The sequence below is a fragment of the Microbacterium esteraromaticum genome, from assembly GCF_016907315.1.
Lineage (GTDB): Bacteria > Actinomycetota > Actinomycetes > Actinomycetales > Microbacteriaceae > Microbacterium > Microbacterium esteraromaticum.
The window spans coordinates 1997038-2010094 of record NZ_JAFBBS010000001.1; the positions used below are offsets into that span (position 1 = coordinate 1997038).

Annotated in this window: 11 protein-coding genes; 9 read left to right on the forward strand and 2 right to left on the reverse strand. The window is 71.1% G+C overall.

The genetic code is table 11. The features are described 5' to 3' along the window. The first annotated feature begins 1 nt into the window (after window position 1). From JOE67_RS09650 to JOE67_RS09660, 3 genes are read left to right on the forward strand one after another with little or no spacing between them, the layout of a single operon-like run. Complete coding sequence (locus JOE67_RS09650; protein WP_204975374.1) at window positions 2-1330, forward strand: cytosine permease; 1329 nt, start codon at window positions 2-4, stop codon at window positions 1328-1330. Next, window positions 1327-2439 carry an S-methyl thiohydantoin desulfurase domain-containing protein gene (locus tag JOE67_RS09655; RefSeq protein WP_204975375.1) on the forward strand — a complete coding sequence of 371 codons (1113 nt, stop codon included), beginning with the start codon at window positions 1327-1329 and terminating at the stop codon, window positions 2437-2439. Before JOE67_RS09650 ends, JOE67_RS09655 begins: the two co-directional genes overlap by 4 nt. After that, a complete protein-coding gene (locus tag JOE67_RS09660) occupies window positions 2439-3983 on the forward strand; it encodes a hydantoinase/oxoprolinase N-terminal domain-containing protein (RefSeq protein WP_204975376.1) in 1545 nt (514 codons plus the stop codon). The genes JOE67_RS09655 and JOE67_RS09660 overlap by 1 nt, the downstream gene beginning before the upstream one ends. A gap of 170 nt (window positions 3984-4153) precedes the next feature. Here the strand turns inward: JOE67_RS09660 and JOE67_RS09665 are convergent, their stop codons facing one another. Together JOE67_RS09665 and deoD are read right to left on the reverse strand one after the other, a co-directional pair. Continuing rightward, complete coding sequence (locus JOE67_RS09665; RefSeq protein WP_204975377.1) at window positions 4154-5188, reverse strand: FUSC family protein; 1035 nt, start codon at window positions 5186-5188, stop codon at window positions 4154-4156. Between the two features lie 3 nt (window positions 5189-5191). Further along, window positions 5192-5902 carry a purine-nucleoside phosphorylase gene (gene deoD, locus JOE67_RS09670; RefSeq protein WP_204975378.1) on the reverse strand — a complete coding sequence of 237 codons (711 nt, stop codon included), beginning with the start codon at window positions 5900-5902 and terminating at the stop codon, window positions 5192-5194. 41 nt (window positions 5903-5943) lie between these two features. On the opposite strand from deoD, the gene JOE67_RS09675 reads away from it, so the two are divergent. The 6 genes from JOE67_RS09675 (at window position 5944) to JOE67_RS09700 (ending at window position 13041) form a co-directional block, all read left to right on the forward strand. Next, window positions 5944-6996 carry a DUF998 domain-containing protein gene (locus JOE67_RS09675; RefSeq protein WP_239528068.1) on the forward strand — a complete coding sequence of 351 codons (1053 nt, stop codon included), beginning with the start codon at window positions 5944-5946 and terminating at the stop codon, window positions 6994-6996. Window positions 6997-7028: 32 nt separating this feature from the next. Beyond that, window positions 7029-8828: a GAF domain-containing protein gene (locus JOE67_RS09680; protein WP_204975379.1), complete on the forward strand. Its 1800-nt coding sequence runs from the start codon at window positions 7029-7031 to the stop codon at window positions 8826-8828. A 152-nt stretch (window positions 8829-8980) separates the two neighbouring features. Beyond that, complete coding sequence (locus JOE67_RS09685; protein WP_338041561.1) at window positions 8981-10258, forward strand: hydroxymethylglutaryl-CoA reductase, degradative; 1278 nt, start codon at window positions 8981-8983, stop codon at window positions 10256-10258. Further along, a complete protein-coding gene (locus JOE67_RS09690; RefSeq protein WP_204975381.1) occupies window positions 10255-11208 on the forward strand; it encodes a hydroxymethylglutaryl-CoA lyase in 954 nt (317 codons plus the stop codon). Before JOE67_RS09685 ends, JOE67_RS09690 begins: the two co-directional genes overlap by 4 nt. Before the next feature lie 13 nt (window positions 11209-11221). Continuing rightward, the gene (locus JOE67_RS09695; protein WP_204975382.1) at window positions 11222-11656 is read left to right on the forward strand and encodes a hypothetical protein; all 435 of its coding nucleotides are present in this window, start codon (window positions 11222-11224) and stop codon (window positions 11654-11656) included. Further along, window positions 11656-13041 carry a tripartite tricarboxylate transporter permease gene (locus JOE67_RS09700; protein ID WP_204975383.1) on the forward strand — a complete coding sequence of 462 codons (1386 nt, stop codon included), beginning with the start codon at window positions 11656-11658 and terminating at the stop codon, window positions 13039-13041. The genes JOE67_RS09695 and JOE67_RS09700 overlap by 1 nt, the downstream gene beginning before the upstream one ends. The last annotated feature ends 16 nt before the right edge of the window (window positions 13042-13057 follow it).

Here is a 13057-nt window from a genome sequence, read left to right on the forward strand (position 1 = left end):
CATGGAAACCACTGACTACGAGCACGGCATCGTGCCGATCGACCAGCGCAAGAGCTGGCTCTCGATCGCCGCCGTCTGGATCGCCATCGGCATCGACCTCTCTGGTGCCTTCCTCGGCGTGGCCCTCGCCTCGGGCATGGCCTTCTGGCCGGCCATCGGCGCGACGATGCTCGGCTCGCTGCTGCTCGGGCTGCTCGCGATGGGCTGCGCGTACGTCGGCGCGTCGACCGGACTGTCGACGGCGATGATCTCGCGCGCCGTGTTCGGCAAGATCGGCGGCGCCGTGCTGGCCCTCGCCATCTCGATCAGCCTCGTCGGCTGGTTCGCCGTGCAGGCGGGCTTCTTCGGCACGAACGCGCAGATCGCGTTCACCGAGTTCACCGGTCTCGACGTTCCGGTGCAGGTCTTCAGCGGCATCGGCGGCGTGCTCATGGCGATCACGGCCTTCTGGGGCTACCGCTCGATCAACCGCCTGAGCTCGCTGGCCGTGCCCTTGCTGCTTCTGCTGCTGGTCATCGGAGTCGTGGTGGCGTTCGTCACCAAGGGCGCCGGCGGACTGGATGCCGCGGTCGAGGCCACGTTCACCTTCGGCGGCGCGGTGTCGCTCGTGATGGGCATCTTCATCCTGGGCGTCGTGCTCGCCCCCGACATGGCGCGCTGGGCGAAGACGCCGAAGCAGGCCATGGCCGCCGGGTTCGTGGGCTTCTTCTTCGGCAACTCGATCATCCTCGTGGTGGCGATCCTGCTCGCGCGCATCATGAACGAGGCCGAGCTCATGACGATCTACTTCGCTCTCAGCCTCGGCGGCGTCGCGGTGGTCGTGCTGATCCTGGCGCAGTGGACCACCAACACCACCAACCTCTACTCGGCAGGCCTCGCCTTCTCGTCGATCCATCCGAAGCTCACCCGCCGCACGGTCACGCTGGTGCTCGGCGTCGTCGGCATCATCGTCGGGATCGTCGGCGCCGCCGACTTCTTCATCCAGTTCATCCTCGTCATCGGCACGATCATCGCGCCGTACGGAGGCGTGTACCTGGCGGCGTTCTTCACCGGTCGCCGCACTGCGCGCTGGGCGCACGGCGCCAGCACCCCGACCGTCGACGTGTGGTCTATCGTCGCCTGGGTCGCCGGCGTGCTCGTCGCCTTCGCGACCACCGATCCGGCCGCAGGTCCCGGCTTCGGCTGGTTCACGTTCACGACAATCTCGTCTCTCGACGGACTGATCGTCGGCTTCGCGGTGTACCTCGTGCTGTGGATCGCACGCACGGGACTGCGGCCGGGCGGCGTCGCAGCCGAGACGCACGCGCCGAACGACGAGGTGCGCGCGTGAAGGTCATCACCGAGGCGGACATCGACGAGATCGCCCTGGGCGCGGCCGTGCTCGGCACCGGCGGCGGGGGAGACCCGCACGTCGGGTCGCTCATCGCGAAGCGGCTGATCCGGCTGCACGGACCGGTGCGGATGCTCGGCGTCGACGAGCTCACCGATGACGACTTCGTCGTGCCCGTCGGCGGCATCGGCGCCCCCTCGGTCAGCGTCGAGCGCATCATGGCCGAATCCGAGCTGCTGGCCGTGCTCGACGGGATCGAGCGCGGAACGGGCCGCAAGCCCACCGCCGTCATGCCGATCGAGGTCGGCGGAGGCAACTCGATGATCCCCATCGCGGCCGCCGCGATCGCAGGACTCCCCGTGGTCGACGGCGACGCGATGGGCCGTGCCTTTCCCGAAGCGCAGATGGTCACCTACCACCTCGCGGGGTACGGACCAGGCACGACCGTGCTCGTCGACCACCACGGCAACGAGGTGATCAGCCGGCCGGTCGACGGCGCCTGGTCGGAGCGGCTCGCTCGCGCCGTCACCATCGAGATGGGCGGAGGCGCGACCATGGTCGACTACGCCTACCCCGGCGATGTGGCGCGAGAATGCGCGATCCCTGAGACGCTGACTCTCGCGAAGCGCATCGGCGGCATCCTGCGGGGTCGGGATGCCCAGGGCCGCGAGCTGCGCGACGACGAGCGCATCGACGCCCTGTGCGCCGACCTCGGCGCCATCCGGCTGTTCGACGGCAAGGTGCGCGACCTGCAGCGCGCGGTCGACGGCGGCTTCACGCGCGGGGCTGCCGAGCTCGACGGCGTCGGGGCCGACCGGGGCAGCGCGTTCCGTCTCGACTTCCAGAACGAGATGCTGCTCGCCCGCCGCGACGGAGAGCTCGCGGCGGTCACGCCCGACCTGATCGCCGTGCTCGATCTCGCGACGGGCATGCCGATCACGACCGATGCCGTGCGCTACGGCGCGCGGGTCGCCGTCATCGCCATCCCGTGCCACGAGAAGTGGCGCACACCAGAGGGGCTGCACACGGCCGGCCCTCAGCACTTCGGCTACGACGTCGAGTGGACACCGGTCGAAGAGCTCGCCGCGCACAAGAAGGAGGTCCTGTGATGGCCGCGTACCGTATCGGCATCGACGTCGGCGGAACCAACACCGACGCCGTCGTGCTCGACGAGAACCTCGCCGTCGTGGCATCCGTGAAGCGTCCCACCACCGCCGACACCGGCGACGGCGTCGCCGATGCGATCGACGCGGTGATCGGCGCCTCGGGAATCGACCCGGCCCTCGTGTCGCACGCCATGCTCGGCACGACGCACTGCACCAACGCGATCGTCGAGCGCCGCGGGCTCGGACGGGTCGGCGTGCTGCGCCTTGGCGCGCCGGCCACCACCGCGGTGCCGCCGCTGGAGGGCTGGCCCGACGACCTGCGCCGTGCGATCGGAGAGCGCGTGCACGTGCTCTCCGGCGGGTTCGAGGTCGACGGCAGGCGGCTGGCGGAGATCGACGACGACGCGGTGCGGGCGGCCTGCGACAGCATGCGCGACCGCGTCGACGCGGTGGCCGTCGTCGGCGTGTTCTCGCCGGTCGACGAGAGCCAGGAGCAGCGCGTGGCGGCGATCGTCGAGCACGAGCTCGGCGTGCCCGTCTCGCGCTCGTCGCGCATCGGATCTCTCGGCCTGCTCGAGCGCGAGAACGCCACCGTGCTGAACGCCGCCCTCATGCAGACGCTGAAGCAGATGGCGACGGGTTTCGTGGCGGCGCTGCGCGCCCGGGGCATCCCCGCGACGCCGTACTTCGGGCAGAACGACGGCACCCTCATGCAGCTCGAGTACGCGCTCGAGTTCCCCGTGCTGACGATCGGCTGCGGTCCCACCAACTCGATCCGCGGCGCCGCGCACCTCTCCGGCGCCTCCGACGCGCTGGTCGTCGACATCGGAGGCACCACCACCGACGTGGGCGTGCTCGTAGGGGGGTTCCCGCGCCAGTCGGCGCATGCTGTCGAGATCGGCGGCATCCGCACGAACTTCCGCATGCCAGACGTGCTGTCGGTCGGACTCGGCGGCGGCACGATCGTGCGCGACGGCGGCTCTGCCCTGGGCCCCGACAGCGTGGGCTACCGCCTGCCGCAGGAGGGCCTCGCCTTCGGCGGCGGCACGCTCACCGCCACCGACATCGCGCTCAGCGTGGGCGCCGCCCGCATCGACGGGCTCGCCTCGCCCGCCGTCGACGGTGAGGTCGCGCAGACGGCGTGGCAGGGCATCCGGTCGCTGCTGGAAGACACGATCGACCGCATGAAGCCGAGCGCCGCCGCCGTGCCGGTGATCCTGGTGGGTGGTGGTGGCATCATCGCGCCCGACGAGCTCGACGGGGTCAGCGATCTCATCCGGCCCGACCACTTCGGCGCGGCGAACGCGGTCGGTGCGGCGCTCGGCGACGTCGCGGGACAGGTCGAGAAGATCTACCGTGTCGAGGCGACCGAGTCAGGTCGCCGTGCTGCGCGAGACGACGCCGCCCGGGATGCCGTCGAGCGCGCGCGTCTCGCGGGAGCCGCGCCGTCGACCATCGAGGTCGTCGCGATAGAAGAGCTGCCTGCGGCGTACTCCGACGGTCAGCAGGTGCTCATCAGGGCGCGGGCGGTCGGCCGGTTGAGCTGACGCGCAGGGCTGCGAGCGCCGGCGGCGGTCCGGCGCCGTGTTCACAACTCAGGAGATCCGGGCGGATCTGAGCTGATCCGGGGCGGTTCGCCCCGGACCGTCCCCGGATCTCCTGAGTTACGCGCGACTCCCGGAGCGGCATCGCCACCCCGTACGCGGCGCCGCGCCCGTCAGGTCTCGTCGCGGAGCTCGCCGTGGATCCGCCGCAGGTCTTCCATCAGCGACCCCACGAGGATCCAGTGGTCGGATTCGGGTGGCCGCACCACCAGGGGAGTCGTGAGCGCCGGGACGGCAGAGGTCAGGGCATCCGGTTCTGCGGCGTCGGACGACTGCACAGCCAGCCGCACGTCGTGACCGGCGCGGTGCAGCTGCTCGGCGATCGCCCGCACGGTCGGGTCGGTCGCCAGCGCGTCGTCGTAGTGGTCGATGTACGCCCGCGTCATGCCGATCACCTGCGTCACCACCGGCGACAGCCGGTCGAAGACCGCGCGCAGCTCGTCGACGTCGTCGCGGTGACGGCCCCGGCGCGGATTGAGCGAGAGCGACTCCTCGGCGGTGGTGAGGGATGCCTCGGCCGCGTCCTTCATGGGCCGGAGCAGACGCGCCTCGAGCATCAGCTCCTGCAGCTGTGCGGCGGTGCGGGTCGTGGGGAGTGCCGAGGCGAGGCGGTCGAGCGATGCGGCGAGCTCGCGACCCAGCATTCCGATGTCGCGCCTGGCCGGGGCAGACAGCACCGGCGGGACGACGGCGACGTTCACGACGAATCCGATGGCCGCGCCGATAAGCGTCTCGAGGATGCGGTCGAGCGCGTAGTCGGGGTTCGACGAACCGAGGGCGAGCACCAGCACGGCCGAGATCGCCACCTGGTTGCCGGTGCCGGTCGAGGCCCGCAGCGACCAGGCGATGAGCATCGCCACCACGACGGCCGCCAGCACCACCCAGCTCTGCGCGCCCAGCAGCAGGCTGAGCAGCACGGCGATCACGACGCCGAGGATCACGCCGGCGCTGCGTTCGAGCGCCTTCGACAGCGACTGGTTGACGCTCGGCTGAACGACCAGCAGCGCGGCGATCGCGGCGAACACCGGCAGCGGCCCCGGGATCAGCCACCCGGCGATCAGCCAGGCCGCGATCGTCGCCGCGGCCGACTTGAGCACCTGCAGCAGAGGTGCCCGGCGGGCTGAGCGGATCGCGGCGGGGAAGCGCATGGGTCAGGCGGTCGCCGCGCGCAGGGCGATCTCGATCATGTCGCCGAAGCTCTGCTCGCGCTCGGTCGCGGTGGTCGCCTCGTGGGTGATCAGGTGGTCGGAGACCGTGCAGATGCTCAGCGCGCGACGCTGGTGGTATGCCGCGAGCGTGTACAGCCCGGCGGTCTCCATCTCGACGGCCAGTGCGCCGTGCGCGACGAACGGCTCGGTCAGCTCGCGCCGGGTCGAGTAGAACTGGTCGCTCGAGAAGAGCAGCCCCACGTGCACGGCGGCCTCCATGGTCATGCCCTCCGCGGCCTCGACCGCCGCCCGCAGCAGCGAGAAGTCGGCGACTGGTGCGTAGTCGAGCCCGTGGAAGCGCAGCCGGTTGATGCCGGAGTCGGTGCACGCTCCGTTCGCGATGATGACGTCGCGCATGCCGACCCGCTCTGTGAGCCCCCCGCACGAGCCGACGCGCACGATGGTCTGCACGTCGTACTCGGCGAACAGCTCGGTGGCGTAGATCGCCATCGACGGCTGGCCCATGCCCGAGCCCTGCACCGACACGCGCTCGCCGTTCCAGGAGCCGGTGAATCCGAGCATCCCGCGCACGTCGCTGTAGAGCCGGGCTCCGTCGAGGAAGTTCTCGGCGATCCACTTCGCTCGCAGCGGGTCGCCGGGGAACAGGACGATCGGTGCGATGTCGCCGGACGCGGCGGCGATGTGGGTGCTCATGTCGTCCAGCGTATGTCGGCCGCGGATGGTTCGATGAGTGCATGGAAGCAGGAGGGGCGCTGCGCGAGCAGGAGCGGATGCTGTCGGCCACCGCCCTGTGCTTCGCGGCCGGCGCTCTGGTGGGCACCGTGGTGCTGTGGGGTGCCGCGCGTCCGTTCAGCGGCGACGGGTCGGTGGTCATCCCGATCGCACTCGTGGCGGCGGCGATCGCCGCTGCCGCGTTCACCGTCAGCACCCGGATGCACAGGGCGGGCGAGACCGCGCCCATGCCGCCGTGGCAGGCGTGGGTATCGCACATCAGCGCGGCGGCGGTGACGGTCGCGATCGCGGGAGTCGCGGCGCTCGGTGTGCTGCTGGCCGGTGAGGTGCTCGCCACCGGGCTCGAGGGTCTGACCCTTCCCGCGCCGGCCGGCGGAGTGTTCACCGGCGTCGCCTCGGCGCTCGGCGGGCGGCTCGCGTTCCGCATGGGCGTGCGGCTGAGAACGCAGGACCTCGCGGGGCTCCTGTCGTCGTTCCTCGTGATCGGCACGCTGTTCGCGATGCTCACCGCGGCCGACCCCGCGTGGTGGGAGCGCAGCTTCTCGGAACTCGGGATCGGAGCCGGCGGCTGGGCGTTCAACGGCACGGTGGTCATCGCGGGGCTGCTGGTCGCGACGACCGGCTCGTACCTCGGGCGAGACCTGCACCGGATGCTCGGCGACGGCGCCCTCGCGCGGATCGCCCCGATCGTGCTGACCTGGTCCGGCGCGGGCCTCGCGCTCGCCGCGGTCGGCCTGCTGCCCCTCGACCGGGTGCGCGTCGCGCATGCGATCGCCGCGTTCTCGACGCTGGGGCTGCTGCTCGCCGCGGCCGTGCTCACGACCTTGCTGCTGCGGCAGGTCGAGATGCTGCGGGTGCTGACGATCGTGCTGGTCGGCCTGGTCGTGCTGGCCACGGTGATCGCGTTCGGCTTCCGGATGCTGTCGGTCGCGGCTCTCGAAGGCATCGTCGTCGCACTCGTGCTGCTGTGGCTGACGACGCTCGTGCAGCTGCTGTGCGTGCTCGCGCCTGACTCGTCGCGTCCCTCGGCGCGCCGGTCGCCGCTGCGCGGCTGACAGGCCGGTTCGGCTCACGCGAGAATGGATGCGTGCAGTCGGATCTCGTGGCGATCCTCCGTGACATCGGAGACGGCTCCGATGTCGACCCCGAGCGCATCCGCTCCGCGACGGGGAACGACGCCGCCACCGCCGATGCGCTCGTCGAGCTCGCCCGGCGCATGGACGGTCTCAGGCAGCGCAGCGCCGAGCTGCGGGTGATGATGTCGTCGACCCGTGAGCTGCTCGAGCAGCCCGATGCCGACCTCATGCTGCAGCGCATCGTCGATCGCGCACACGAGCTGATCGACGGCGACGTGGCCTACCTCTCGGTGTACGACCCCGAGCACGACCAGCTGCGCGTGCGCGCGGCCAGCGGCACGATCTCGTCGCGGTTCCTCGACATGGTCGTGCCCGCGGGGATCGGCCTGGCGAGCAGGGCCGTGCGCACCCGGCATCCGCAGTGGGTGGAGGACTACGCGTCGTTCACCTCGGTGCCCCACGATCCGATCATCGACGCGATCGTGCGTGAGGAGCAGCTGCGCTCGATGCTCGGCGCTCCCCTGGTCGTGAAGGGCGAGGTGCTCGGCGTGCTGTTCACTGCCAGCCGCGACGCCCGGGGGTTCCGCCCAGACGAGATCTCGCTGCTGTCGGCGTTCGCGGGGCACGCCGCGCTGGTGCTGCATCTCGCGCGCCTTCTGGCGCAGGCGTCGGACGCGACCGCGGAGGCCGCGTTCCGGCAGCAGCAGGCGGAGTGGGCGGCGGGGCTGCACGCCGAGCTGACCCAGCTCGCGGTGACCGGACACGACGCCGACGCCATCGCCGCCGTGCTCTCGGATGCGCTCGGCAGGCGGGTGAGGTTCGTCGAGGGGCAGGACGCGGCGGACGCCACAGGGGCCGCGTTCCCCGACACCCGCACTCCGGATGCCGAGCGTGGCCGCAGCATCGTGATCGGCAGCGGGCGTGTCGAGCTCGTCGCGCCGGTGATCGACGCGACCGAGATGCCAGGCGCGCTGCTCGTCGAGCGGGGCGCGACGGCCCTCACCGAGGTCGAGAGGCGCACGGTCGAGCGCTCGGCTCTCACTGCGGCTCTCGTGCTGCTGCGCCGGGACGCGCTGAGAGACGCGGAAGAGCAGGTGCGCGGTGAGCTGGCCCTCGAGCTGCTGGCGGACGCGGCCAGGCGAGAGCCCGCACTGCTGCGCGCGGCTGCGCGGGGGCTTCCGACCGAGAGCTCATGGACCACCCTCGCGGTGGGCTGTGCGCCCGAGCTGCGTCCTCGGCTGCTGTCACGACTGCGGATGCAGCGGGACTGGCTCGTCGCGGCCGACGGCGACGGACTCGCCGTGCTCGCGCCGGACTCCGCGCAGGAGACGCTGCAGAGGCTGCGCGACGCGGCGTCGGGAGAGCTCGGTCTCATCGTCGTCTCGGGCGGGTCGACGCTGGCCGCGGCGGCTGATGCCGCCTCGGGCGCGTGGCAGGCATCTCGGCTCGCGCGCGGTCTCGGGATGGTCGGCGGCGAGATGGATGCTGCGGTGCTGGCACCCTATGCGCTGCTGTTCGGCGACGACGGCGCGAGGCTCGCGCGGTTCGCCGAGAGCATGCTCGAACCTGTCTTCCGCTGGGATGCAGGCAAGGGCACCGCACTGTTCGACACCCTCGTGGCGCTGTGCGATGCGCACTGGTCGTCGGCCTCGGCGGCACGTGCGCTGCACGTGCACGTGAACACGCTCAAGCAGCGCACGGCTCGGCTGAACGCGCTTCTCGGACCGGCCCTCGCTCCCGGCGAGGCGAGGTTCCGGCTCGAGATGGCGGTTCGCATCGAGAAGGCCCGTCGAGAACTCGATCAGACATAGTCGATGCGGCAACAGTGTGCAGATCGGACCTGTGCCGTTCGCTCCGCACCTGGTTGGCTGTCGATCTGGCGGAGGCTGACCCGATGGCCGCCGCCAGACCCGGCAGCGGCGCCCACCGGCGGCTGCGCCGGCCACAACGGAAGGACGACGACGTGGCCACGACATCCCGCCTCAGCGGACTGCGCAATCTCAGCATCGCCGAACGGCGCTCGGCTGTCGCCGACGCTCTCGGAGCACACGCGGACGCGCTGGCCGCGCTCGACCCGGCCTCCGGCACTGGCCTGACGATGGATCAGGCCGACCGCATGGTCGAGAACGTGATCGGTCAGATCGGCATCCCGGTCGGGGTCGCCACCAACCTCATCGTCAACGGACGCGAGGTGCTCGTGCCGATGGCCACCGAGGAGCCGTCCGTCGTCGCCGCGGCGTCGAACATCGCCCGCATGGCGCGCGAGCTCGGCGGCATCCGCACCACGTCTTCCGACCCGATCATGCAGGCCCAGGTGCAGCTCCTCGAGGTCGCCGACCCGCACGGCGCCCGCGCACGCATCCTCGAGCGCAAGGCAGAGGTGCTGGCGCTCGCCGACGCCCAGGACCCGAAGCTCGTCGAGATCGGCGGAGGGGCGCGCGACCTCATCGTGCGCACCGTGCACGGCCTGCTCGACGACCACCTCATCGTGCACCTTGTGGTCGATGTGGGCGACGCGATGGGCGCGAACGCCGTCAACACCATGGCAGAGGCCGTGGCGCCTCTGCTCGCCGAGATCGCCGGCGGCCGCCCGCTGCTGCGCATCCTCACCAACCTCGCCGATCTGCGACTCACTCGCGCGCGCCTGGTCATCCGCCCCGAAGAGCTCGGGGGCGCCGAGATCGTCGCCAACATGATCGCCGGAGCCGCACTGGCGTACGACGACCCGTACCGCGCTGCCACGCACAACAAGGGCATCATGAACGGCATCTCCGCTGTCGTGCTCGCCACTGGCAACGACACCCGTGCCGTCGAGGCGGGCGCGCACTCCTACGCGGCGCGCGACGGACAGTACCGGGCACTCTCGCGCTTCGAGCAGGACGCCGACGGCAACCTCGTCGCCACGCTCGAGCTCCCCATGGCCGTCGGCCTCGTCGGCGGGGCGACGAAGTCGCACCCCACCGCGCGTGCTGCAGTCGCCATGACCGAGGTCGGCACCGCCGCCGAGCTCGGCGAGATCGTGTGCGCCGTCGGCCTCGCGCAGAACGTCGCGGCCGTGCGTGCGCTCGCCGCCGAGGGCATCCAGCGGGGCCACATGGGTCTGCACGCCCGCAACGTCGCGGTCGCGGCGGGAGCGAGCGCCGACGAGATCGATGCGGTCGCGGCCGCGCTCGTGCAGCGGGGTGCCGTCCGGGCCGATGTGGCCGAGACGGTGCTCGCCGAGCTGCGGGCATCACGATGACCAGCACGCGCGAGCTCGGGCTGCCCACCGCAGTGCCGGCGGCCTCGATCGCCGCCGACAGCGTGGAGATCTGGGAGGTCGGCCCCCGTGACGGCCTGCAGGCCGAGCAGACGCTGCTGGACGTCGACACCAAGGTCGAGCTGATCCAGCGCCTCGCGAAGGCAGGAGCCCGCGTCATCGAGACCGGCAGCTTCGTGCGCGCCGACCGGGTGCCGCAGATGGCGGACTCGGCCGAGGTGCTCGCGCGGGTCGGCGACCTCGCGGCATCCGGCATCCGCACCCCCGTGCTCGTGCCCAACGTGCGCGGGTACGAACTCGCCCGCGCGGCCGGCGCCGACGACATCGCGGTGTTCCTCAGCGTGACCGAGTCGTTCTCGCAGCAGAACCTGGGCGCGTCGCGTGAGCGCATGGAGCAGGCGGTCGCCGAGGTCGTCGCTCGCGCGCAGGCCGACGGCGTGCGCGTGCGCGGGTACCTGTCGATGGTCTTCGGCGACCCGTGGGAGGGCGCGGTCGAGACCGCCGACGTCGTGCGACTGGCGACCGCGATGCGCGAATGGGGCATCGAGCAGCTCTCGCTGGGCGACACGATCGGCGTCGCCACCCCCGGTCAGGTCCGAGGCGTCGTGCGCGCGCTGACCGCAGAGGGCATCGCCCTCGAGTCGATCGCCCTGCACATGCACGACACGTACGGCATGGCCGTCGCCAACGTCTACGCGGGGCTGGAAGAAGGCGTGCGCGTCTTCGACGCCGCAGCGGGCGGCGTCGGCGGATGCCCGTTCGCCCGCTCGGCGACCGGCAACCTGGCCACCGACGATCTCGTCTGGATGCTCGAGGGCCTCGGCATCCGCACCGGCATCGACCTCGATGCACTCACCGACACGAGCATCTGGCTCACCAGCGCGCTGGGAAAGACCCCGGCATCCCGAGTCGCAACGGCGCTGACCCGATAGAGAGGAACCTTCCGTGCAAGAGCAGAAGCTGCTGGAGGTGTGGGGCGATACGGTCGACGGCCGTCATCTGCTCGGCGCCATCGGCCTGGGCGTCGGCATCGCCGTGCCCGTGTACCTGATCGCCGAATGGGGCTTCGGCCAGCTGACCGGAGGCGACGCGCTCGGTCGCTCGTACGCCCTGGTCACGGGCCTCGCCGCGTGCGTGATCGCCGCTGTCGTGGCGGCCAACATCTTCAAGCCGAAGCGCATCGTCACGATCGGCGAGGCGCCCAGCGGTTCGCGCGAAGAGGCGATGGATGCCATCGAGGCCGAACTCGGCCCGCTCGGCGACCCCGACGAGCTGCCCGCCGCGGCGCTCGCCGAGGTCAAGGAGCTGGGGCTCTACGACGACCTCGTGGCTCAGCACCGCAAGAACGAGCGCATCGCGGCGGAAGGCGGTGAGCGCTGATGGAGGCATTCCTCGAACCCACGATGTGGGCGCTCGGCATGGCGCTGATCGGCACCGTCGTGTTCGCCCTCATCGGTCTGGTCTCGGGCACAGACGAGACGGCGACGATCGCACCGCTGACGCTGCTGGTCATCCTGCTCGGCGTTCCGCCCGCAGGCGTGTTCGCGTTCTTCATGGCTGCCATTGCGGCCAAGCACATCACGCACGCGATCCCGACGACGCTGCTCGGCATACCCGGCGACACCATGGCGGCGCCGCTGCTGCGCGACGCGCAGATGCTGAGAGAACTGGGCGTTCCGCACATCGCGCTGCGCAAGGCGATCTCGGGTGGCGCCGTCGCCGCCCTGATCGCCGTGCCGATGGCGGTGTTCTTCGCCTGGCTGCTCACGCCGTTCTCCGCCGCGATCAGCGCCGTCGCCCCCTGGCTGTTCCTCGCGGCCGCGCTGCTCATCGCCGTGCTGTCGAAGGGTCGCTGGGCCGCGCTGTTGGCGCTGGTGCCGTTCGTGCTCATCGTCGTCGGACTGCAGAACTTCGCTGTGGGTGCGCTGGGCAAGGGCCTGTCGATCAGCTTCTTCCTCGGCATCGCGATCGGCCCGCTCATCGCCGATCTGTTCCTCGCCGCCAGCCCGGCCGGGCGGGCGACTCTCGTGCGCGATGCGCCGCGCTCGTTCGAACTCGCCGCCGATGTGCGCACCTGGAAGGGTCGCATGCCCAATCCGGTCGGCGTTCTGGATCGCACGCAGCTGGCCGGCACCGCCGGTGCGGCAGTGGTCTCGAGCGCGACGTTCGTGTTCTCGCCGGTGGCGATGACCGTGCTGATGGGCGAGCTGTTCGGCGGTCGCATCAAGAACGGCTACCGCCGGCTCACGACGATGATGGCGGTCAAGAACGGCACCACCGAGTCGACCTACATCGCCGAGACGCTGATCCCGCTCATCGCGATCGGCCTCCCGCTGTCGCCGATGGCCGCGGGTCCCGCGAACCCGCTGTTCAATGCGCCGCCGGTCTACACGATCGATGCCGAGGCGGGCACGAGCAACAACCTGCACGATCTGCTCGACCCGTGGCAGTTCCTCGTGTTCGGCCTGGCGGCGGTGATCATCGCGCTGCTCATCACGTACCCGTTCGCGATGACGCAGGCGCACCGCGCGGCGTCGTGGATCATGAAGAAGGTCTCGCACGAGGCCATCATCGGCGCCTTCGCCGGCCTGATCGCCGTCATCTGCCTGTACGAGGGCGGCGTCGTCGCACTGCTGGTCGCGATCACGATCGGCCTCGTCGGCGGCCTGCTGAACAAGCTGTTCCACATGCACACGGGCGTGCAGTTCATGGGCTACTACGTGGCAGCCCTGACCGTGCCCGCGGTCACCGCGCTCTTCGCCTGAGCGAAGCCACCGAGCC

Bases quoted from the DNA above. Each gene is read 5' to 3' on its own strand.
- JOE67_RS09650 (WP_204975374.1), top strand. From the start codon at position 2: ATGGAAACCACTGACTACGAGCACGGCATCGTGCCGATCGACCAGCGC.
- JOE67_RS09660 (WP_204975376.1), top strand. From the start codon at position 2,439: ATGGCCGCGTACCGTATCGGCATCGACGTCGGCGGAACCAACACCGAC.
- JOE67_RS09665 (WP_204975377.1), bottom strand. From the start codon at position 5,188: ATGCGCTTCCCCGCCGCGATCCGCTCAGCCCGCCGGGCACCTCTGCTG.
- deoD (WP_204975378.1), bottom strand. From the start codon at position 5,902: ATGAGCACCCACATCGCCGCCGCGTCCGGCGACATCGCACCGATCGTC.
- JOE67_RS09675 (WP_239528068.1), top strand. From the start codon at position 5,944: ATGGAAGCAGGAGGGGCGCTGCGCGAGCAGGAGCGGATGCTGTCGGCC.
- JOE67_RS09690 (WP_204975381.1), top strand. From the start codon at position 10,255: ATGACCAGCACGCGCGAGCTCGGGCTGCCCACCGCAGTGCCGGCGGCC.
- JOE67_RS09700 (WP_204975383.1), top strand. From the start codon at position 11,656: ATGGAGGCATTCCTCGAACCCACGATGTGGGCGCTCGGCATGGCGCTG.